The following is a 23,100-nucleotide window of genomic DNA, read 5'->3' as shown; positions in this document are numbered from 1 at the left end:
CGTTATTGTTTATTTTCAGCTTTGTCTTTTGCAGGAACATAATCAAGAATTAATCGTTGATTTGGGTTCAGATATTTTTTTGCAATGTCTCTAATTTCTTCTCTTGTTACAGAACGAAAAAGTTCAATTTCTGTATTAATAAGATTCACATCACCATAAAGCATATAATAAGAAGCTAAATTTTCTGCAACACCCTCAACTGTTGAATTGTTGTTTACATAATTATTTTCAAATTTGTTTTTTAATTTTTGCAAATCTGTTTCCGATATCAATTCGCTTTGAAGTTTAACAATTTCTGCATCAATTTCTGAAATCAAATCAGCAGACGTAAATTTTCCTTGTGGCATTCCGTATAAAATATACATTCCGTAGTCTTCCTGAGAATAATTGAAAGCGCCAATTTGTAATGCCATTTTTTTATCGTCAACAATTTTCTTATATAGTTTAGAACTTTTCCCATCACTTAAATAAGAAGAAATCATGTCTAAAACCCTTGCATCACGTGTTTTCATAGATGGTGTTCTATAGGTGGCCACAACCATTTCTTTTTGGATGTTCGGATCTTCGTATGTAGCTTTTCTAGGCTGTGTGATTGGCTCTTCCGTGTAAGTGTTTCTTTTGATGTCAGCTCCTCTTGGAATTGCTCCAAAATATTTTTTAATCCAATTTTTGGTTTGGGGAATGTCTAACTGACCTGCCACAACTAAAACCGCATTGTTTGGGACATAGAATTTTTTATTAAATGCCTGGAATTCTTCTAATGTAGCAGCATCCAAATGGTCCATAGACCCAATTGTAGTCCAGCGATAAGGATGTACCGAGAACATGTTTTTCTTTACCTCGGCAATTAAGTTTCCGTAAGGCTGGTTGTCAACCCGTAAGCGCTTCTCTTCTTTTACAACTTCATTTTGAGTGTCAACACCAATTTTGTTAATTACAGGATGCATAAGACGTTCTGATTCCATCCATAAACCCAATTCTAAATTATTGGAAGGGAAAACTTCAAAATAATAAGTTCTGTCATCTGATGTATTGGCGTTGTTGGTCCCTCCGTTTGAAGTTACTATTTTAAACCATTCCCCTCTTTTGATGTTTTGGGTTCCTTCGAATAACAAATGCTCAAAAAAGTGTGCGAATCCGGTTCTGTCAGGATTTTCATCCTTTGAGCCTACATGATACATAACTGATGTAATTACTACAGGTGCAGAAGGATCATTATGTAATATAACGTGCATGCCGTTATCCAAATCGTATTCTTCAAAAGCTACCTTTTGAGCTGAACTAACTCCTGTTAACATAAGTGTTGCTCCTAATGCCATTATTGTTTTTTTCATAAAAAGGGATTAATAAATTGGGATTATTTTAGATTAGTACCGGGATGCACTAAATCGTTACATCAAAAATAAGTTATTTTCGTTATGATTTAAGACTGAGGATTTATTTTAACAGTCTTTTACGTCTAAACGTTTTTGAATAGTTGAAAACGCCTTGAAAAACAGGCTGTAAACTGTAATAAATATTTTTAGAACAAGAGATTGCACAGTAAATTTTTAATTGTATATTTGCAACCTTAAAAATCAATAAATCAATTTGGTATGTATGCAATCGTAGAGATAGCAGGGCAACAATTTAAAGTAAGCAAAGACTTAAAGGTTTATGTTAACCGTTTGACTAACGAAGAAGGTTCAAAAGTTTCTTTTGACAAAGTTCTTTTAGTTGATGATAACGGAAGCATAACTTTAGGCGCCCCAGCTATAGAAGGTGCTTCAGTAGAAGCTAAAGTGTTACAACACTTAAAAGGAGATAAAGTTATCGTTTTCAAAAAGAAAAGAAGAAAAGGATACAAAAAGAGAAATGGTCACAGACAATATCTTACTCAAATTGTAATTGAAGGTATTACTGCAGCAGGTGGAACTAAAAAAGCAGCAGCTAAAAAAGCAGTTGTAGCAGAAGAAGCCCCGGCTACTGAAGTTGAAGCAGCTCCAAAAGTAAAAAAAGCAGCAGCTCCAAAAGCAAAAAAAGAAGCTACTAAAGAATAATAACAATATTTAAACTCATACGTCATGGCTCACAAGAAAGGTGTCGGTAGTTCGAAGAATGGTAGAGAATCAGAATCAAAACGTTTAGGCGTTAAGATTTTTGGAGGTCAGGCTGCTATTGCTGGGAACATCATCGTTAGACAAAGAGGTTCAAAACATAATCCAGGTGAAAACGTTTACATCAGTAAAGATCACACACTACACGCAAGAGTAGATGGAGTTGTTAAGTTCCAAAAGAAAAGAGATAACAAATCTTATGTATCTATCCTTCCATTCGAAGCATAATTCATTAGACTACTTATTACAAAACCCGTTCTGAAAAGAGCGGGTTTTTTGTTTTAAACCTATAAAGTAATATAAGGGAATTTAAGCTTGTTGTTTTTTGTGGCTTATTTTTAGTGTATGAATTAAGTGTATTCATTTTTGTCATTTCTGACGAAAGGAGGAAATCATACAAGAAACTCCGCGCTGAAAGCCGCCAATCTTTGTTGAATTACTAGTGATTTCCTCTTTTCATCGAAATGAAAAAGAGACAACCTTTGTCAAAATTTAAACGTTGAAAGCTTCTGTTTTAATAAAGTATCCAGATTTGGAATTTTAAAATTTTCTTTACTCAGTATCTTCAGTATCTTCAAGATCTTCGGTTTTCCGACCCGCTTTAATTTTTGGATTATCCTGCGTTCCAGTCACGGTTAGTGGAATTCCGAATATACCAAGAGGAGGTAAGCCTAAACGCATTTTTAAATTGAGCTTCCCGTCTAAACTTGTTGTTCCTTCAATTCTTGGGCGAAAGCCTGCAAATTTAAATTTAAAGCGCTCTATCGTCATAATATTATTTTTGATGGTGCTTTTAATTTCAACTTTCGATAAATCAGGATTTTTCATGGCTTCAGAGCTTGTTTCTTTGCTCACGGCATTAAACATTTTTAATCCTCTTACTTTTACATCTTTTATAGAAAGCGTGCCTCCGCCAACAAGTGATGGATAAACCGGATCCATATTGCCATTCAGGCGACCTTTTAATTGATAATCTACAGAAACAATTCCTTGTGCTTTTTCAGCAGCACTTGCCATTTTTCTAAAAACTTCAATTTCGTTATAAGCTCTTTTAATGTCAAAATCAGAAGCTTTAATCGCATAATCAAAATTTGCTTTTTGAGAAGTTATAGCCTGATAGTTGGCGTTCATGGCAACATTGCATCCAATTAAATTGAAACCAGTGTTTTGCATCGCAAGCTTGCCTTTGTTCATCTTTACATTCCCAGTTGCATTTTGAAGTATTAATTTGTCAAAATATACTTTTTGGGCATTAGCAACGAATTGCAAATTTAAATTTGTTGGAATTATAATAACTCCGGTTTGTTTTTCTTCCGGAATGGCTGGAGTTTGTGTTTTAGTTTGTGTTACAGAAGTGTTTGCCGGTGTGCTTGACATAAATTCATCAACATTGATATATTGCGAAGTAACTTTAAAAGTGCCTTTTAATACTCCTGTATTTGTAGTTGCGTAATTAAAAACATTCTGCAAGTATCCATTCATTTTAAAATCTGATTCACCGTAAGCAGCCAAAAAATTATTGAACGACATTTTATCCTGATTGATTTTAAAAAGACCTTCTTTAATAATGAATCTCTTTGGCAGATATTCTGATGCAATTCCGATATTTCTAAGCTCGAGGGTTCCTTTGTTGTATAATTTGCTGTAATTTCCTTTTTCAGCATCGCTTTGTTTACCTTTCAAAACTAAGTCAGCTTTTATGAAGCCATCCAGATCAAGTCCTTTTTGAGAAAAAACTTTATAGATTTTGTTGACATCAAGTTCCCCTTTCGCTTTAATATCGTATACTAAATCATTAAAATTGCTTAAATCTGCCGCTACAAAAACAGGCTTTCCTTCAAAAGTAAATTGAGCGGGTTTCATAGTTACTTTTAAGTCTTCAAAAGTTCCTTTTTGATCTGTAATTTTAGATTTTATTGTAATATTGGTAATCGCATTAGGATAATATTTTGTTTTCAAATATCCATTTTCTAAATCGATAATTCCTTTTGTAACCGGAAAAAGCTTGTTTTTTTGATCAAACTTTCCGGTTGCTTTTAGGTCTCCTGTCAAACTTCCTTTTACAACTATGTCAGGGATTCCAAGTGCATTAGTTAATTTTTCAAGATCAATTTTAGCTTTAAAATCGGCATTGATTTCCGGTACACTCATACCTTTTACATAGAATTTAGATTTTAGATAATCCTTATTTATGTTTAAGGACAAGTTTTTTCCATCAACTGTTAAAAGATCGGGGTTTAAAGACGGAACTGTAGTTTTAACTTCAAAATTCAAGTTCGAAACTGGAAAAGCACTTTTGTTATAATTTATAAAACCATTATCTATTTTAACATCCAGATTTAAATCAGGGGCAATTTTTTGAGAAGCAATGTAGTTTCCTTTTAAGGTAAAAAGTAGATTTGTTTTTCCTTTCATTTCTGTTTTAGAAAGCCAGGTAATATATTTTGGAGGGAAAGCCGTAAAAACATCATATAAGTCGCTATTATTAGATTTTATCACAAAATCCATATTGTAACCGTCTTTCAGGAAGTCAAATTTCCCTTTGAAATCGACTAAAAGCTGATTGATCTTTAGGTTGTTTTGCTGAAAAAAGAATGATAACGAGTTTACATTTACCTTTGTAATCAAATTAGCATCTATTTTTTTGTTCATTAAATAGGGTTCACCGTCATAAACAATATTTAGTTTTTTAATTTTAGCTTTCGAATATAAATCGAAAACAGCTTTGTTTAAATCTCCTTTTCCCTGATAATCAAATCCAAACGCATCAAAATGAACTTTAGTCGATTGATCGTCATAAATTATTTTGCTATTTATAATTTCAATTCTTTCCAGTTTTAGTGATGAATCGGCATCAGTACTATCTTTGGAATTTGATGGTTTTGAGGATTTATAGACATTGTAGTTCGCTTCCCCTTTTGGGTTAACTTTTACATTAATAAAAGAATCCAATAAATAAATCTGGTCAATTTCTACATCTTTACTAAAAATCAAACTGGCTACATTAATTCCGAAAGAAACTTCTTTTGCCGTAATGAATTTTTCATTTTTATAAGGAGCAGAGCCATTCAGGCTCAAGTCATTTAAGGTTAATGTTAAGGAAGGGAAGTGATGAAAAAAGGATAATGAGACATCAGAATAATTCAGTTCTGCACTTAATTTTTCATTGGCTGTTTTTTTTATTTGCTCCTTAATTTTGTCAGCAAAAATAATAGGGGTTAAAAATAATAATCCTAAAATAACAGCAAAGGTTATTCCGATGTATTTTGCAATTTTGAATAAGACCGATTTGGATTTGCTTTTTGACATAACAAATTTTTAAGTTTTAAATATTGTAGTAGTTAAATTCAAAAAGTATAACTATCCGTGTACGGTTTCGTTTTTTCCATAATTGGTAATAATGGAACCTTCGTACTCAATCCATTCTTTCCAGCGCTTATCAATATCAATATTATCTGCATATTTTCTTGCAAATCCTAAAAAAGTAGTGTAATGTCCCGCTTCTGAAATCATCAAATCGCGGTAAAATTTAGCCAGTTCTTCGTCTTTTATATTTTCTGAAAGCACTTTAAAACGCTCACAACTTCTGGCTTCAATCATGGCCGAAAATAATAGACGATCACAAAGGGCGTCTTTCCGGCTTCCATCTTTCTTCATGAATTTAAAAAGCTCATTTACATAATTATCCTTTCTTTCACGCCCCAATGTCAAACCTCTTTTTTTAATTAAATCATGAACCATCTGCAAATGTTCCAGTTCTTCTCTGGCAATTACCAGCATTTCGGTTACTAATTCTTCTAATTCAGAGTTGTAAGTAACTAAACTAATGGCATTTGATGCTGCTTTTTGTTCGCACCAGGCATGATCCGTCAGAATTTCTTCGATATTTGATTCGACAATATTTACCCAGCGAGGGTCTGTGGCTAATTTTAATCCCAGCATAATTTTATTAGAAAAAAGTATTCTGCAAAATTAGTGTTTTTTACATCGAAAGTCAGGAAATATGGTGTAAATGCGCTTAAAAAAGTATTATTTTGTAGCTTCAAACAATTGTAATGAATCAAATAAAAAAACTCTTAATTATTGGTTTTGTCTGGCCTGAACCAAATTCGTCTGCTGCCGGTGGAAGAATGATGCAATTAATTTCTGTTTTTAAGGAAAATGGATTTATAATTACATTTGCAAGTCCGGCTTTAGATAGTGATTTTATGGTTGAATTGTCTGAGTTTGAAGTAGAGAAAAAATCAATTGAATTGAATAATTCCAGTTTCGATGATTTTATAATCGAGTTAAATCCAGATGTTGTTTTGTTTGATCGTTTCATGATTGAAGAACAATTTGGCTGGCGTGTTGCTGAAAATTGCCCTAAAGCGATTCGATTGTTGGATACGGAAGATTTGCATTGCTTAAGAACTGCCAGACAAAAAGCGTTCAAAGAAAATAGAACTTTTGAGTTGAATGATTTATTATCGGAAGAAGTAGCGAAAAGAGAAATTGCCAGTATTTTAAGATGCGATTTGTCTTTTATTATTTCTGAATTTGAAATGAATATTTTGAAGGAAGTTTTTAAAATCGATTCAGGTTTATTGCATTATTTGCCTTTTTTGGTTGACGAAATGTCTCAGGAAGATCTTTTAAAATCACCATCATTTGAAAATCGCAAGAATTTTGTGTTCATCGGAAATTTTCTGCATGAACCCAATTGGAATACCGTTCAGTATTTGAAGGAATCGATTTGGGCTTTAATTAAAAAGCAATTTCCGGAAGCTGTTTTGGAAGTTTATGGCGCTTATCCATCACAAAAAGTCTTGCAGCTGCATCAGCCTAAAAACGGCTTTTTTATTATGGGAAGGGCCACAGATGCGAATGAGGTTGTAAAAAAGGCGAGAGTAGTTTTAGCGCCAATTCGTTTTGGAGCAGGTTTGAAAGGAAAATTATTAGAAGCCATGCAATGCGGAACGCCAAGTATAACCTCGACAATTGGTTCTGAAGCAATGCACTCCAATTTATCCTGGAACGGTTTTATTACAGATGATATTCAGGAGTTTGCAACATATGCCATTTCATTATATCAGGATAAAAATCTTTGGGAACAAGCTCAAAAAAATGGAATTGCAATTGTAAATGAATGTTACAAGAATAGTAATTATTCAGAAATATTAATTGCAGCAGTTAATTCACTTTTGAATGATTCAGAAAGTCATCGCCTGCATAATTTTATGGGAAGTTTACTGCAGCATCATACCCTGAAAAGCACCAAATATATGGCAAAATGGATTGAAGCTAAAAACAAAAATTAAGCTTCCATTTTTCCAAATTCTATGCCGAAACATTAAGCATTTCTGTGTAATTTCCTGCTGAATGTTTAGTTTTGAAATTAAGTCCAATGGCATCAATCAAATTTTGAAGAAAAGCTCTGTATAATCCGAAACTGATTTTGTTTCTTTCATTTGTTGGTTTTTAAGCCTTGAAGAGGTAATCAAAATTACAAAGATGCGATGATGTCAGGTTTTGTAACATGGAGAATCTACGCTATGCTATGTGAGGGATAATTTTCCCTGTAAAATTTTTGAACAAAAAAATCCCGTTTTGAATTTTCAAAACGGGATTTAAAAGATATAAAAACAATCGATTATGCCAGCATAGTAACAGGGCTTTCGATGTATTGTTTTAAAGTTTGTAAAAATTGAGCTCCGGTTGCACCGTCAATTGTTCTGTGGTCGCAAGCCAATGATAACATCATTGTATTTCCAACTACAATCTGACCGTTTTTAACTACTGGTTTCTCAACAATTGCACCTACTGAAAGGATAGCTGAGTTGGGTTGGTTGATAATTGAATTGAATTCAGTAATACCAAACATTCCAAGGTTAGATACTGTAAAAGTACTACCTTCCATTTCTGCAGGTCCCAGTTTTTTGTTTTTGGCTCTTCCGGCAAGATCTCTTACTGAAGCGCCAATTTGAGATAAACTCATAGCATCGGTAAATTTCAATACAGGGACTACCAATCCGTCTTCAACTGCTACAGCAACACCAATATTTACATGGTGGTTGATGATGATTGACTCTTCTTTCCACTGAGAGTTGATTTTTGGATGTTTTTTTAAGGCTAAAGCACAGGCTTTGATCACCATATCGTTGAAAGATACTTTTGTGTCCGGAACAGTGTTGATTGTTGCTCTTGCGTCCATCGCTTCGTCCATGCTTACTTCGATCACTAAGTTATAGTGAGGTGCAGTAAATAATGATTCAGCCAAACGTTTTGCAATAATTTTACGCATTTGAGAGTTTTTGATCTCTTCTGTGTAAACCTCTCCAGCAGGAACAAATACTTTTGGTGCAGCAGGAGTTTCTTGCTTAGTGTCAGCTTTTGCAGTTGGTTGTGCTTGCGCAGATGGAGTAAAGTTTTCAATATCGCTTTTTACGATACGCCCATTTTCTCCTGATCCTTTAACCTGAGTTAATTGGATTCCTTTATCAGAAGCAATTTTCTTCGCTAATGGTGAAGCTAAAATTCTTCCTCCGTTTGATGAAGTGTCAGCAGTTGTTTCCGTAGCTTTTTCAGCAACAGGAGCAGCTTTTTCTTCAGTTGCCGGAGCACTTGCAGTTCCTCCGGCAGTATAATTGTCAGCAATCCCTGAAATATCAGTTCCGGCAGGTCCAATAATAGCTAATAAGCTGTCAACAGGAGCTGTATTTCCTTCCTGAATTCCGATGTATAATAACGTACCTTCATTGAAAGACTCAAACTCCATAGTCGCTTTGTCTGTTTCAATTTCTGCTAAAATATCACCTTCTGAAACAGCGTCACCTACTTTTTTCAACCAGGTGGCAACAGTTCCTTCTGTCATGGTATCGCTTAAACGTGGCATTGTTACCACTACAACGCCTTTTGGTAATTCAGTTGCTGCTTTCGCTGCAGGAGCTTCAGTTTTAGTTTCTTCGGATTTTGATTCGGCAGGAGCAGCATCCGCTTTTGGAGCTTCAGCAGGAGTATCACCACCAGCTAATAAAGCTGAAATATCTTCTCCTTCGTTACCAATGATAGCTAATAATGAATCTACAGGAGCAGTTTCTCCAGCCTGGATTCCAATATGTAAAAGAGTTCCTTCATTGAAAGATTCGAACTCCATTGTTGCTTTATCTGTTTCAATTTCAGCTAAGATGTCTCCTTCGCTAATTTTGTCGCCTACTTTTTTTAACCAAGTCGCTACCGTTCCTTCCGTCATAGTATCGCTCAAACGAGGCATTGTTACTTTTATCGCCATAATAATGTTATAGTTTATGAGGTGTAAATGGATAGTCTTCTTGTGCGTATACTACATCGTATAATTGTTGTAATTCAGGATATGGAGATTCTTCAGCGAATTTCACACATTCTTCAACCAGATCTTTCACTCTTTGGTCAATTACTTCAATTTCTTCTTCTGTAGCGTATTTTTGATCCATAATTACATCTAAAACCTGAGTAATTGGGTCAATTTTTCTATATTCTTCTACCTCTTCTTTTGAACGGTATAATTGCGCGTCAGACATTGAGTGTCCTCTGTAACGGTACGTTTTCATTTCAAGGAAAGTTGGTCCGTCACCACGACGAGCTCTGTCTATAGCTTCTGTCATTGCTTCTGCAACTTTAACAGGATTCATTCCGTCAACGGGCCCGCAAGGCATTTCGTATCCTAAACCAAGTTTCCAGATATCAGTATGATTGGCAGTTCTTTCAACAGAAGTTCCCATTGCATAACCGTTGTTTTCAACGATAAAAACTACAGGTAATTTCCATAACATCGCCATATTGAAAGCTTCGTGTAATGAACCTTGTCTCGCAGCACCATCACCAAAATAAGTCATTGTTACTCCTCCAGTGTTGAAGTATTTATCTCCAAAAGCTAATCCTGCACCAATTGGAATTTGACCTCCAACAATACCGTGACCTCCGTAAAAACGGTGCTCTTTAGAGAAAATATGCATAGAACCTCCCATACCTTTAGAAGTTCCTGTTACTTTTCCTAAAAGTTCTGCCATTACGCGTCTTGGATCTACGCCCATACCAATTGGCTGTACGTGATTTCTGTAAGCAGTGATCATTTTGTCTTTGGTCAAATCCATTGCATGTAAAGCTCCCGCTAATACTGCTTCCTGACCGTTGTAGAGGTGAAGAAATCCTCTGACTTTCTGTTGGATGTATAATGCTGCAAGTTTGTCTTCAAACTTTCTCCAAAGCAGCATGTCTTCATACCACTTTAAGTAAACCTCTTTTGTAACTTCTTTCATCTGAATTCTTTCTTTTGCTAAAGTTGTTTTTTTGTGTTATCAATTGTTACCTATAACGCAAAATAGTTTCCTCCCACAAATTTGCGCCCGAAGGGTCGGGATGCAAAAATAAGACATTACATTTAAGAACTAAAATTTAAAAGCTACTTTTTGTTTTTTTTTATAAGAACTTTTTATCAAACATAAAAGGAAGGAGGTTTTTAAGGGATGCAGACTGATAAATTGAACCAATTTCACCCATAAAATAGATTTCGATAGGGGTGTTCTGTTTAATTTCATATTCTGCTATTGATTGTCGACAGGAACCGCATGGTGGAATAGGAGCCTGGGTCTGATTCAAATCAGATGCTGCAGTAATGGCCATTTTTAAAATCTTAGCTTCCGGATGAACACTCCCAGCATGAAAAATGGCTACACGTTCTGCACATAACCCTGATGGGTAGGCAGCATTTTCCTGATTTGATCCTAAAATAATTTTTCCATTATCCAATAATAATGCAGCGCCTACCCTGAATTGTGAATACGGAGCATACGCTTTTTTACGAATTGCTACGGCTTGGGTCATTAGATCCTGAACGTCATTTGGTAATTCTTCTAAGCTGTCAAATACCAGAAAGGATGATGTTATGCTTATTTCTTTCATTGTTTTTATGGGAAAAAAAATCCAAATTCCTGAAAAGAAGGAATTTGGATTTATATTATTGTTATGTATTATTTTAACTAATACTCATCATATTTATCACCAAAATTAAACGTTAATGAGAAACGTAGTGTATTCTCTAACGGATTTTTAACTTTTGATGCAGAGAATAAGTAAGATACATCTACTTTTACTACATTGTATTTAAAGCCTGCTCCTAAAGAGAAAAATTTCACAGCTCCTTTTTCAGGACTTTGATGAAAATATCCTAATCGCATCGCAAAAGAATCCTGATACATGTATTCAGCTCCAACACTATAAGTTATTTCTTTTAGCTCTTCGCTGAATCCATCAGGAGCATCTCCGAAAGATTTGAAAATTCCGGGAACCCATCCAATAGAATTATAATCATTATTAGCTTTTTGTATACCATCTTCACCCGGATCAGTTGTATTGCCATTATTGTTTAAGTCAACAGGAACAGGAATCTGTGAAGTCGGAACTAATAACTTTGCAAATTCCAGACTAACTGCGACCTTATTATAATCGTCCAGTATAAAATCAAAACCCCCACCTAATCTTAAGTTAGCGGGAAGAAAGTTTGATCCATTGTCAGAGTCGCTTAAATCATAGTTTATTTTTGGTCCAAGATTTTGTAAATTAAAACCGGCTCTCCATCTTCCGTTAAAATCACTATAAGCAATTTCTTCAGATTGATAGAATCCGGCAACATCAAAGGCAAATGAAGTAGCAGCAGATAAACTTTGTCCTTCGGTAGTAATTCCTAAATTCGAACTAATAAATCTTGCGCCAACGGCCATAGAGAACATTTCGCTTAATTTTAATGAGTAGGACCCATCGATTGCGTATTCTGAAGGTTTAACCGTATTTGGGACATCGCCAGGATTGTTTATCAGATCAATATCTCCAACGCTAAAGTATCGTATGCTTCCTGCAAATGCACTTCTTTCGTTGATTTTATTGTAATAGGTTAGCTGGCTTAATGAAATATCATTTACCAAATCTGTCAAATAAGGAGTGTAACTTACAGACAAGCCTTGTTTGTCTATTGAAAATGCATATTTTGCGGGATTCCATTGTTGGGAAAATACATCTGCCGATGTTGCTACACCCTGGTCACCAAGACCTGCTGCCCTGGCATCAGCGGCTACCTGTAAAAAAGGAACTCCGGTTGTAATTGGTCTGTCTTGTGCTCTCGCAAACGATATAGTAAAACAAAATAATAAAAAGGATATTTTTTTCATTTATATAGGTTAATGGTGTTAATTCTGCAAATATATATTATAGAATGACAAGTTTTTCATACTTCTCTGCTTTTTTATTTGTTAAATTGGATTTTACAGTGAGTTTGTAAATGTAAACCCCTTTTCCGATTCTGTCTCCAAAATCATCTTTTCCATCCCATGTAATTTCTCTTGATAAAAAGCCTTCTGTAGTAATAATTTGATTTTTTGTCCAAACGACTTTTCCTGTAATAGTCATAACCTGAACCTGTACTTCTAATGGTTCATAAGGCTTGTTATGGGAAAACCAAAATTGCGTATAAGTTGAAAATGGATTAGGATAGTTAAGAACGTGTGTCAGGGTTAACGATTCATCTCCAACAACTACGAATTGTATTTCGCTTGTTACAGGATTATTATATACATCCCATGCCGTAAAGGTTATAGTATGCATGCCTGTACTTAAGTTACGCAAAGGGAAACGTAAATTTCCATTAGTATAATCGTCTAATTCTGTTTGATAATAATCATTTAAAATCATAGGATTGCTAACATCTCCATCCAAAATTGCAACTATATCATGACCAATCCCACTCGCTGTATTGATTCCGTTTTCGTCTTCAAGAAAAGCTAAAAGAAATGGAGAATTATTTGTAATTCCACCAGAAACAAAAGTTTCATCGTTCATATATAACTTTACTTTGGGGTTAATATTGTCCTGAAGTGCATTTTCGTTTATTCCTCCTATTTTGATCGCACTATTGTATCCCGATTGGTTTTCTAAAACATCATTTTTTTTCGAATAGAAACTGATTCTGCCATTATCGACAGGAATTCTAATGTCCCTTGGAACAACAAAGCTAAACTCAAACTGGCCATTGGTTATCGAGGCATTTCCTCTGAAAATTGTCTGGCCAAGTGTTTTAAATTGCATTGCAGGGCTTTGTCCATCGTTATTAAGAGTCGAATTTGTGATTAATTTATCAAAAATAGTAGTCGAAAGTTCCCCATTGTAATTACTTAAGAGATTATTGTTTTCATCCGTTATTTCTCCAGAAATCTTAATCTTAGCCAGAGACTTCAGGTCTTCAATTGGACCTGTAATTAAGGCATCGTTTATTTTTGTTAAATTAATTTTTGGTTTAGGAATAGCTAACATAATAGCAGGATCGCCAATATAAAAAACAACATTACTGGAAGAGCTTGGATTTTCATTTTTCGAAATTCTAAGGGCTTCCGCTATAGTTGTATATTGGTTAGAGCCAAATGAAAGGAGGTTTTTGGTTAAATTGTCATTAAAATTCTCAGCATTGAATTGTCCAATGGAGCGAATAGTGGTCAACATGGCTATTGCTCCCCCTTTTGGATTCCAAAAAACATATTCGCCTGCCGTGGGTCTTGTTGGATCGTCAAAACGGGAAAACTCACAAGTAATAGTAATAAAAAGAGGGTATTTATATTGATTGTTTAAATTTTGTCCATCTGATTTTCCCCAAATTCTTTCAGATGCTAAGCCATCTTCTCCCCCGTGCCCTAGATAATTAAATACTAAAGCACCTTTTTCGAATGCATCAAAAAAATCTGCTTTTGCCTTTGGATATCTTGATCCTCCGGCAGAAGCTTCCTGAGAGTATGAGTCTAAAATAATTTTATTAACGTTTAAGAAAGGTTTTTGGACAGCAATTACATCTGCTAAATTGTTCTGGCGAACTTGCAGCGAAGCATCTGAACTTTTGTCTGAATCGTCACTAATTAAAACAAAATTATTTCGCCAATTCCCGTACGACTTTAGATTGTGGTATTCCAGGACTTTGTTAACCATTTCTTCTGCCTGCGCATTATCTGAAACCAGCATTCGTCCAACAGCTATGTCAATTCCTCCAAAAAAAGAAACCACATTTCCCTCATTTTGATCCATTAAACCATAAAAATCATCAGAAGCAAATGAAGATTCTCCAATAGTGCTACTTATTAATGAGTGATAAACGGGTACAATATTAGTGTTGTTTTGAATTCTGTTTTTATAATCATAAGAGGCATCCCCGAAAAGATTCACGTATTTTATCCTTTTTTCCGGAGAAGATGCATTTTGATAAATATACTTGATACAATTTCTGATGGCCGCTATATCCTGTTTTCCTGATGAGAATTCCTGATAGATATTGTCCAGCGAAATAACCTTGACGGCAAGGTTAGAATTATTCCTGTGAAAATTAGCTAATTTTTCCGCTTGGGGGAGTAAATTTTTTGGAGACACAATTACATAATCCAGATCCTGAAAAGTATTTTGATTGTTTTTTAGAAGTGTTCCTTTTAAATTTTGATTCGTTATTTTCGATTGGTTGTCTTTTAAGGGAGTATAATAATCAGAAGCGTCAACAGTTGTGTATTTTCGTACTTCCCCTAGTGAGGCTTTGAAGCTGAAAGTCGGTTGATTGATGTTTTCTGTTTTTGCGACATTATATATGTCTGTGACATCCCATATTTGCGAAATCCCGGAAGCATTTGTAATAGTATAATTCACTATTCCGGATGAGGATCCGCCAAGATCATACTGAAATCGGAATTGCTTTCCTGTTCCAATCAGTTTTCTTTTGGCAATTAAATTGATGTAGTCCAGATATCCTTTCGATCCGGGAACCCCGTTGTTGTTGTAGGTTAATTTTACTTTTATTTTATCGGAACCGGTAAATGAAGTGTTTGCAGGTAATTTTCCTGTATAGAATTTTGTATCAGAATTTGCAGTTAAGGAACTAAAAACAATATTTCCAATACTTGTACCATTAGCAGAAATTAAAAATGAAGTAGGAGTGAAAGCAGCAGAAGCAACTACTGTTTCAATTTTTACAGGAATGGAAGGGTCTAAATTAGGAAATTCAAACTCGAATTCCTGTTCCTGATTGATGTCAAATGATTCTCCAAACCACTGTCGGCCTAAATGAGCAATATTAGTAAGGTCTTTTTCGTGAAACTGACGGTCATCAAAAGTATTTAATTCAAGATTACTGTTGCCTATGGGCTGATTTAGGGTTGTAATTCTTTTTCCATCTTCGCCCTGAGTGGTAATATAATAATATGACCGGGTATCATATATATTAAGGTTGGTTTGACTCTCAGTATTCCAGTTATCGACTCCTTCGGCATAAAAAAGAATGTAATCTTCGTTATTGAAAACGCCATCATCTTCTCCAAAAACTTGAATGGCATTCTCAGTTAAATCATCTGGATAATAAATATTGTTGGCTAAAGGGAGCATTTTTCCACCATTTCCATAAATCTTGATTTTCTTGGGATTTGCTTTATTAGTGTCAAATCCAAGGCTTTGCAAAAATGATTTTGAAATCTTGTAAACACCTGATTTCTCAATATAAAAACGATACCAGTCACCTGATGAAAGTACCGAATTTGAAATTATGTTTGATTTTGAAGACAGTGATGGGTTATTATTGGAAATAGAATTGCTAATAGTGTAGGAAAAAGATTTAATACGTTTAAAGTTATTTCCATCTGATATTATAGGGGACAACGAGATGAAAGACTGCTTTTTGTCTCTTGAATTTGCTGTTGTAAGGGCTTCATTTGGTTTTTGGGGAATGTTTTCCAGTGATAGGTCACCTAATTCAAACTTTGACACAGGTTCGTAAACCACATGGGTAATCTCAACAATGTTATAATTGAAAAAATTGGATTCTTCTACTTTAAATAATAACGCTATTGTTTTCTTTGTACTGTCAAAACGGAAACTATTGCCTGAAAAATAGGGGATTGATATTTTAAAATCTCCATAATTCATTTCTTTTTTATCATGCCAATCAAGAGAAATACTTCCGTTTGTCTGTGAAAAACTGATTATTGGGAGTAAAAAAAAATATAAGATTACAGTTTGTTTCATGGTAAAAGAAAACGAATTTTATTTAAAAATATTTTAGTGAGTAAAAATATAGTATTTAATGCAATAGTAATAATAAAAAGTATATTTTTGCGTTCGGAATTATAGGTTATTTTCTGGTAAAAAACAGTTAAATAAAATTATTAGAACAGATGTTGCAAATTAAATGTTAATTATTATATTGCAGCACCTAAATTTATCACCTAAGAATGAGTATGAAAGTAAACAAAATTTTAGCCTTGCAAGTAATGATGTCAATGGTATTGATGTTAGGCACGGCTAGTTGTAGCAAAAAATCGAGTTCAGGCCATGCTTCAAGAGCAACAGGTTGGGATGTCGATAGTCAAAATGGAACTGCTGCTAGAAATGCAGGAAAAAAACAACAGGCTGGTCCTGGTTTGGTTTTTGTTGAAGGAGGTACATTTACTATGGGTAAAGTACAAGATGATGTTATGCATGATTGGAATAACACACCAACCCAACAGCATGTTCAGTCATTTTATATGGATGAAACCGAAGTAACCAATGGTATGTACCTAGAGTACCTGGAATGGCTGAAAAAAGTTTTTCCTCCTACAGAAGAAAACTATAAAAATATTTATGCCGGAGCATCTCCTGATACTTTAGTATGGAGAAATCGTTTGGGATACAACGAGACGATGACTAATAATTATTTGAGACATCCTTCATATGCAAATTATCCGGTAGTTGGTGTAAACTGGATTCAGGCAGTTGAGTTTAGTAAATGGAGAACAGACCGTGTAAATGAAGCTGTTTTAGAAAAAAGCGGATATGTTAAAAAGGGAGCTAAATCAAATGATGTAAGTGCAGAAAGCTTATTTAATACTGAAGCATACCTGGCTTCCCCTTCTACAACTTACGGAGGTAACGAAGAATTAGTTTTAAAGAAAAGCCCTAACGGCAGAAGACTAAAAGCAGGAAAAGACGGTCAGGTAGCCGAAGAAAAAAATGTGTATGCACAACGTTCTTCAGGAGTTATATTACCGGAATACAGACTTCCTACAGAAGCAGAATGGGAGTATGCAGCTGCTGCAGATGTTGGACAAAGAGAATATAATATCTATAAAGGACAAAAGAAATATCCTTGGTCAGGTGATTATACCCGTTCAACAAAACGTAAGAACAGAGGCGATCAATTAGCTAACTTTAAGCAAGGTAATGGTGATTATGGCGGAATTGCAGGTTGGTCAGATGATGGTGCAGATATTACCAATGCTATAAAGAGCTATCCGGCTAATGATTTTGGTTTATACGATATGGCTGGAAACGTAGCAGAATGGGTTGCGGATGTTTACAGACCTGTAATTGATAATGAAGCTAATGATTTTAATTACTTTAGAGGTAATCTGTATGGTAAAAATAAAATCGGTAAGGATGGAAAAATCGAAATTGTTACAAAAGACAATATTAGATATGATACGCTGAGTAATGGTAAAATTGTAGCGAGAAATCTTCCAGGAGAAATTGCACAGGTTCCGGTTGATGAAAATGAAACATATTTGAGACAAAACTTTAGTACCAGTGATAATATCAATTACAGAGATGGCGATAAGCAGTCTTCAAGATATTATGATTTTGGGGATTCTGACTCTTCGGATAATGCTAAAAGCAACATGTATAATTCTCCAAAACATAATGTTACGACAGATAGTTTAGGAAACATGATCAGAAAGCATGATAACTCAAGCAAAAGAACAACTTTAGTAAATGATAACGCCAGAGTTTACAAAGGTGGTTCATGGAGAGATAGAGCATATTGGTTAGATCCGGCTCAAAGGAGATATTTTCCTCAGGATATGGCAACAGATTACATCGGATTCAGATGTGCTATGTCGAGAGTAGGTTCTAAAGCTGAGAAAAGAAAATCACCAAGAAATTAACAATATATTTAATTGTAAATAAAAGCCCTTTAATTAGGGCTTTTATTTTTTTAAAATGTTTTACTAATGACTATTCAGGATATTCATAATTTTTTTTTAAAATGTAAATCTCTTTCAATTGATACACGTAAAATCGAAAAGGATTCAATGTTTTTTGCTATTAAAGGAGAAAATTTTGACGCCAATACATTTGCCAAAGATGCCTTGGAAAGAGGGGCACTATTTGTTGTTATTGATAATCCGGCCTATTTAATAGATGATAGAACGATCCTTGTTAATAATACTTTGGAGACATTGCAGGAGTTGGCAAAATTCCATCGGTTATTTTTAAAAATTCCTATTATTGCGTTAACAGGAAGCAATGGAAAAACAACTACCAAAGAACTCATCAATGTAGTTTTATCTCAAAAGTATAATACAAAAGCTACTGTTGGTAATTTGAATAATCATATTGGCGTTCCGTTAACATTGCTATCTTTTACTCATGAAACCCAAATTGGAATTGTCGAAATGGGTGCTAATCATAAAAAAGAAATTAAATTTTTATGTGGGATAGCACAGCCTGATTATGGTTATATCACCAATTTTGGTAAAGCACATTTAGAAGGATTTGGTGGCGTTGAAGGAGTCATTGAAGGAAAAAGCGAGATGTATAAATACTTGCTTGAAAACAACAAATCGGTCTTTGTTAATTTGAATGATCCTATACAGGTTGAAAAGTCTAAAGAAATAAAGTCTTTCACATTTGGATTACTTAACAATCAGGCAGATATTAATGTTTATAAAATAGAAGCCAACCCTTTTGTTGTTATTAATTATAATGACTTCGTTGTGAATTCTAATTTAATAGGACTTTATAATGCCAATAATATTAATGCTGCAGTGGCTATCGGCACTTACTTTAAGGTTGATGAAGAGAATATTAAATCGGCAATCGAAAATTATATTCCGACAAATAACAGGTCACAATTATTAAAAAAAGGAACATATCAAATTATTTTAGATGCTTATAACGCCAATCCAAGTAGTATGGCTGTAGCAATTGCTAATTTTTTGCAATTAGAAAATCAAAATAAAATTATGATATTAGGAGACATGTTTGAACTTGGAGAAGAAAGTATGCAAGAGCATAAAATCGTTGTAGATTCTTTGATAAATCAGAATGAATCAGCCTGTTATCTGATTGGAAAATCTTTTTTTAAAAATAATATTTCTAATGAAAATCTTCATTTTTTTGAAACTTTTGATGATTTTGCAGAATTTATTGAAAATAATAAATTTAAGCAGAACAGCACTATATTGATTAAAGGATCCCGCGGTATGGCATTAGAAAGAAGCTTGGATTATTTTTAATAATCATTTAAAATTCTGGATATTCAAAAATTATATAAAAAGACTTTATAAATTATTTTACAATCGTTCTGAAAGTCAAATTTACCCGAGGTTTTAAAGTAGTTTTAGTTGGTGGTAAACGATGCAGCCAATGCGTCTGGGTTTCGTCTTTCATAACTAATAAACTCCCGTGCTCTAAAATTAAAGAAACGGTTTCTTTAGATACTTTATGTTTGAAGGCAAACTTGCGCTCAGCGCCAAAACTTATTGAACCAATTGCACCGTTCTTTTTTAAATCTTTCTCTGCATCGCTGTGCCATGCCATTCCTTCATCGCCGGAATGATATAAGTTGAGTAAACAGGAATTAAAGGTTTCGCCAGTTTTTTCTTCAATAATAGTTTTTAATTCGAGTAATTCCCTAGTCCATGGGAGTGCTTTTTTGGTGGTGTTCGAATACGTATATTCAAAACCTGAATCGCCATACCAAGCCACTTTTCGCTTCGTAATAATTAATTTTCCGAAGATAACTGCTTCATCATTTTTCCATTCGATGGCGTTCAAAAATGTATTCAGGTAATGATTTGAATCTTTTCCGGAGAATAATTTTCCGTAATAATTTACTGTTCCGTCTTTTGGAAGTAAGTTTGTTGCTTCGTTTATTTCGGGGTTAAATAAGTCCATTTTTCCAGTTTAAATATTCGGTTTTCATGCAATGTCCGCAAGGTCTGAAACCGATTTTTTTGGCTTCATTTTCAGAATAAAAGAAGACCCGATTCTCACGTTTCATTCTTTTACCGGAAGAACATTTTAGTGTTCCGTAAATTTTTAGTTTTCGGTTTCCACCAAAACAAATTTCCGCATTTTTAATTTTAATTCGGAGATTTGAATCTGAAATTTTGTTATGATAAATCATTTCTTTTTGAGGTGTAAAGGTTCAAAGGTTCGATTGTAAAAGCTTTGCGTCTCTGAATCTAAATCAAGACAATGCATCATGAAAAATAATCCCCAATGTATGTCGTTCACCGGAATGAATTTCGCTGACGCCGTGTTTCATGTTTACCCGATAATATCCTTTTGTTCCTTTTACAGGTCTGAAATTTGTTGTAAAAACTAAAGCATCACCTTTTTTAGGTTTCAAAACAATTGCTTTCGATTGCGCTCTTGGCGTTTGCTGCGTTAGGACAAATTCGCCTCCGGTAAAATCTTCATCAGATTCGTTAAGAAAAAGTACTATTTGAATAGGAAAATAAACATCTCCATATAAATCCTGATGCAAAGTATTAAAACCACTTTTGCCATATTTCAAAATTAAAACCGTTGCTTTTAATTGGTTGTTAGCATGGCATTGTTCTAATAATTTCTCGTGTGTTTGGGGGAAAACAGTATTGATATTCAGGACTTTCATCCAGGAATTTGCAATTGGCGCCAATTTTGGATAAATGGAAGTGCGAATGTTTTGAATTAAATCCGGAAGAGGATAATTGAAATATTTGTATTCACCCAAACCAAACCGATAACGTTCCATTACAACCGTTTTTCGGTATAAATTGGGGTTATCATAATCGAATTTTAAATCTTCGCATTGTTCGTTATTCAGCACATTCGGAATAATAACAAACCCATTTTTATGCATAGATTCGGTGATGCTTTCCCAATTAAGAGAAGCAATTTTTGATTGTATATTTTGCATTTTTTAGAGTGTTGCTATTTCACAAAAGATATCTGATAATTCTTTCGGTTTACTGAAAAAAGGAGAATGACTGGTTTGCATACTGTATATTTTTTTGCAAATAGTTTCTGTATACATTTTTCTCTGAATAAAAGGTGTTACGGCTTTATCTTCAATACATTCTATATAAAAGCGAGGTACACTACCGAATTTTTCTTCTGATAATTCTAAAGGTGTAATTCCTGATGCTACGGGTTCGTGGCTCAATAATAATTTTGCTAATTGTGTTATAGAATCATCACAATCATGATAAAGACCTTTTTTGTATATTTCTTTTTGTAGAGTATGCGCATTTAACTCGGGATATCGGGTTACATACGGTTTTAGTATACCATTAGTATCTTGTGCAGAATATTCAGCTTGGGTTTTGCCGTTTGGAATTAAATAAGCAGCTAAGTAAATTAATTTTTCAATTTTTTCAGAACGATATTCCGCAGCTTGCGAAATCATAATTCCGTTTTTACTATGCCCAACAAGTATTACCTGTTCTGCTAAACTATCAATTAATGCGCAAATTTTTTCTACAGCGGTTTTTAATGTAACATCCTGAATAGGTGTTTTGTCTCTTCCCATTCCCGGTAAATCTATAGCAATTGCTTTATGTCCTTTGCTTTCTAAAATTGGAATTACTTTGTGCCAATTCCATGCACTATGCCAGGAACCGTGAATTAAAATAAATGTCTTCATCCGTTATACTATTTATAATTTATTAAGACAAAATTACCTTTGAAATAAGGAAGATAAAATCTGTTTCTTGCTCGATTATAAATTTATTTGCGCACTTTCCCAGCCAATAATTGCCGTTTTTCGTGTGTTGCCCCACATATAACCGCCAAAGGTTCCGGAAGATTGGATAACACGATGACAAGGAATCAAAAATGCCACAGGATTACTGCCAATAGCAGTTCCGACAGCTCTTGATGCATTTGGTTTTTCAATTTGATGTGCAATACTTCCATAAGTAGAAAGCTTTCCCAACGGAATTTTGAGCAAGGTTTCCCAGACTTTCAATTGGAAATCGGTTCCTTTTAAATGCAATTTTATTTCGGATAATTTACTCCAGTCATTCTGAAAAATAAATAAAGCATTTTGTTGTACTAAATCTAATTTTCGTGAGAATTCTGCATTTGGGAATTTGCGTTTTAAATCTTCAAATCCTATTTCTTCACTTTCGGCGAAAGCCATAAAACAAATACCTTTTTGAGTCGAAGCGACAATGATATTCCCAAACGGACTTTCGACAAAACTATAATTAATGAAAAGGTTTTTACCGCCATTTTTGTATTCTGCCGGTGTCATTCCTTCGATATTTACAAATAAATCGTGTAGACGACTTGTGCCTGAAAGTCCGGTGTCAAAAGCGGCATCGAATAAAGTAGCATGATTGTTTTCTTTCAGAATTTTTTTGGCATGTTCGACACTAATATATTGCAAAAATTTCTTCGGACTTGTACCAGCCCATTCTGTAAATAGACGCTGAAAGTGAAAAGGACTTAGATGTACTTTTTCGGCAACCTCATCAAGATTTGGTTGTTCCCGAAAGTTAGTTTTGATATAATCTATCGCTTCAGCAATGCGATTATAATTTATGTTTTCCTGTGTGTTCATTTTTCTCAATTTTATAATGCAAATATCGACAGGATTTTGCGGTCATAAAATCCGAAACTTGCGAAGTTTTTTATCGAAAAGTCATAGATTCGTAAAGTTTTTAAACTTTTTTAATTTTATTTAAATCAATTTTGTGGAGAAGTTTTTCGGTAATCGGATTCAGATATCGATATGGAATACTGGGTCCTAAAGGCCGAAAAGGACCTTCTTTGTGATTTAAAAAAGCAGAATATCTTCCACAGCATTCTAATGTCACATAACTAAAATCAGTAATTTGTTGATTACCATTTCCTGAGTAAAATCTATGAGCCCGTCAAGTGCTTTTCGTAAATTTTGTTTAAAATCTTCTTTTTCCATAATTACTTTATTAAAGAAAATAAAGGT

18 protein-coding genes are annotated in these 23,100 nt (G+C 34.2%); 5 read left to right on the top strand and 13 right to left on the bottom strand.

Annotated features, from left to right (window positions below; genetic code table 11):
* Positions 1 to 2 precede the first annotated feature (2 nt).
* Positions 3 to 1,334, bottom strand: coding sequence for a M16 family metallopeptidase (locus J2W48_RS00390; protein WP_310276385.1), 1,332 nt, complete (start codon positions 1,332 to 1,334; stop codon positions 3 to 5).
* Between the two features lie 261 nt (positions 1,335 to 1,595).
* Between J2W48_RS00390 and rplU the strand changes: the two genes are divergently transcribed.
* Both rplU and rpmA read left to right on the top strand, forming a co-directional pair.
* Positions 1,596 to 2,039 carry a 50S ribosomal protein L21 gene (rplU, locus tag J2W48_RS00385; RefSeq protein ID WP_310276382.1) on the top strand — a complete coding sequence of 148 codons (444 nt, stop codon included), beginning with the start codon at positions 1,596 to 1,598 and terminating at the stop codon, positions 2,037 to 2,039.
* 24 nt (positions 2,040 to 2,063) lie between these two features.
* Entirely contained in the window at positions 2,064 to 2,324 is a 261-nt protein-coding gene (gene rpmA / locus J2W48_RS00380) for a 50S ribosomal protein L27 (RefSeq protein ID WP_007805051.1), read from the top strand.
* Between the two features lie 324 nt (positions 2,325 to 2,648).
* Here rpmA and J2W48_RS00375 read toward each other — a convergent pair whose 3' ends face one another.
* Entirely contained in the window at positions 2,649 to 5,405 is a 2,757-nt protein-coding gene (locus tag J2W48_RS00375) for an AsmA-like C-terminal region-containing protein (RefSeq protein WP_310276378.1), read from the bottom strand.
* 51 nt (positions 5,406 to 5,456) lie between these two features.
* Positions 5,457 to 6,038, bottom strand: coding sequence for a MiaE family protein (locus J2W48_RS00370; RefSeq protein ID WP_310276376.1), 582 nt, complete (start codon positions 6,036 to 6,038; stop codon positions 5,457 to 5,459).
* Positions 6,039 to 6,151: 113 nt separating this feature from the next.
* Between J2W48_RS00370 and J2W48_RS00365 the strand changes: the two genes are divergently transcribed.
* Positions 6,152 to 7,396 (top strand): glycosyltransferase, encoded by a 1,245-nt coding sequence (locus tag J2W48_RS00365; protein WP_310276373.1) that lies wholly within the window; start codon positions 6,152 to 6,154, stop codon positions 7,394 to 7,396.
* A 332-nt stretch (positions 7,397 to 7,728) separates the two neighbouring features.
* Here J2W48_RS00365 and J2W48_RS00360 read toward each other — a convergent pair whose 3' ends face one another.
* The 5 genes from J2W48_RS00360 to porU form a co-directional block, all read right to left on the bottom strand.
* Positions 7,729 to 9,366, bottom strand: coding sequence for a pyruvate dehydrogenase complex dihydrolipoamide acetyltransferase (locus J2W48_RS00360; RefSeq protein WP_310276368.1), 1,638 nt, complete (start codon positions 9,364 to 9,366; stop codon positions 7,729 to 7,731).
* A 7-nt stretch (positions 9,367 to 9,373) separates the two neighbouring features.
* Positions 9,374 to 10,372, bottom strand: coding sequence for a pyruvate dehydrogenase (acetyl-transferring) E1 component subunit alpha (gene pdhA / locus J2W48_RS00355; RefSeq protein WP_310276365.1), 999 nt, complete (start codon positions 10,370 to 10,372; stop codon positions 9,374 to 9,376).
* 160 nt (positions 10,373 to 10,532) lie between these two features.
* On the bottom strand, positions 10,533 to 11,015 hold the full coding sequence (gene cdd, locus J2W48_RS00350; RefSeq protein WP_310276362.1) for a cytidine deaminase: 483 nt from the start codon (positions 11,013 to 11,015) through the stop codon (positions 10,533 to 10,535).
* Positions 11,016 to 11,092: 77 nt separating this feature from the next.
* Positions 11,093 to 12,277, bottom strand: coding sequence for a type IX secretion system outer membrane channel protein PorV (porV, locus tag J2W48_RS00345; RefSeq protein WP_310276359.1), 1,185 nt, complete (start codon positions 12,275 to 12,277; stop codon positions 11,093 to 11,095).
* A gap of 37 nt (positions 12,278 to 12,314) precedes the next feature.
* Positions 12,315 to 16,148: a type IX secretion system sortase PorU gene (gene porU, locus J2W48_RS00340; RefSeq protein ID WP_310276357.1), complete on the bottom strand. Its 3,834-nt coding sequence runs from the start codon at positions 16,146 to 16,148 to the stop codon at positions 12,315 to 12,317.
* A gap of 212 nt (positions 16,149 to 16,360) precedes the next feature.
* Between porU and gldJ the strand changes: the two genes are divergently transcribed.
* Positions 16,361 to 18,046 (top strand): gliding motility lipoprotein GldJ, encoded by a 1,686-nt coding sequence (gene gldJ, locus J2W48_RS00335; RefSeq protein WP_310277884.1) that lies wholly within the window; start codon positions 16,361 to 16,363, stop codon positions 18,044 to 18,046.
* A 66-nt stretch (positions 18,047 to 18,112) separates the two neighbouring features.
* On the top strand, positions 18,113 to 19,399 hold the full coding sequence (locus tag J2W48_RS00330) for a UDP-N-acetylmuramoyl-tripeptide--D-alanyl-D-alanine ligase (RefSeq protein ID WP_310276354.1): 1,287 nt from the start codon (positions 18,113 to 18,115) through the stop codon (positions 19,397 to 19,399).
* Between the two features lie 52 nt (positions 19,400 to 19,451).
* On the opposite strand, the gene J2W48_RS00325 is transcribed toward J2W48_RS00330, so the two are convergent.
* The 5 genes from J2W48_RS00325 to J2W48_RS00305 form a co-directional block, all read right to left on the bottom strand.
* The gene (locus J2W48_RS00325) at positions 19,452 to 20,060 is read right to left on the bottom strand and encodes an alpha-ketoglutarate-dependent dioxygenase AlkB family protein (RefSeq protein ID WP_310276351.1); all 609 of its coding nucleotides are present in this window, start codon (positions 20,058 to 20,060) and stop codon (positions 19,452 to 19,454) included.
* Entirely contained in the window at positions 20,047 to 20,292 is a 246-nt protein-coding gene (locus J2W48_RS00320; protein ID WP_310276348.1) for an Ada metal-binding domain-containing protein, read from the bottom strand. The genes J2W48_RS00325 and J2W48_RS00320 overlap by 14 nt, the downstream gene beginning before the upstream one ends.
* Before the next feature lie 63 nt (positions 20,293 to 20,355).
* Positions 20,356 to 21,069: a 2OG-Fe(II) oxygenase gene (locus tag J2W48_RS00315; RefSeq protein ID WP_310276345.1), complete on the bottom strand. Its 714-nt coding sequence runs from the start codon at positions 21,067 to 21,069 to the stop codon at positions 20,356 to 20,358.
* A 3-nt stretch (positions 21,070 to 21,072) separates the two neighbouring features.
* Positions 21,073 to 21,795 carry an alpha/beta fold hydrolase gene (locus J2W48_RS00310; protein ID WP_310276342.1) on the bottom strand — a complete coding sequence of 241 codons (723 nt, stop codon included), beginning with the start codon at positions 21,793 to 21,795 and terminating at the stop codon, positions 21,073 to 21,075.
* A 75-nt stretch (positions 21,796 to 21,870) separates the two neighbouring features.
* Positions 21,871 to 22,716 (bottom strand): methylated-DNA--[protein]-cysteine S-methyltransferase, encoded by an 846-nt coding sequence (locus J2W48_RS00305; RefSeq protein WP_310276339.1) that lies wholly within the window; start codon positions 22,714 to 22,716, stop codon positions 21,871 to 21,873.
* Positions 22,717 to 23,100 lie beyond the last annotated feature (384 nt).

It is taken from the genome of Flavobacterium piscis (assembly GCF_031457575.1).
Classification (GTDB): Bacteria; Bacteroidota; Bacteroidia; order Flavobacteriales; family Flavobacteriaceae; genus Flavobacterium; species Flavobacterium piscis_A.
The sequence above is the reverse complement of the archived record's forward strand: the minus strand, read 5'-3'. Positions and strand labels throughout refer to the sequence as shown.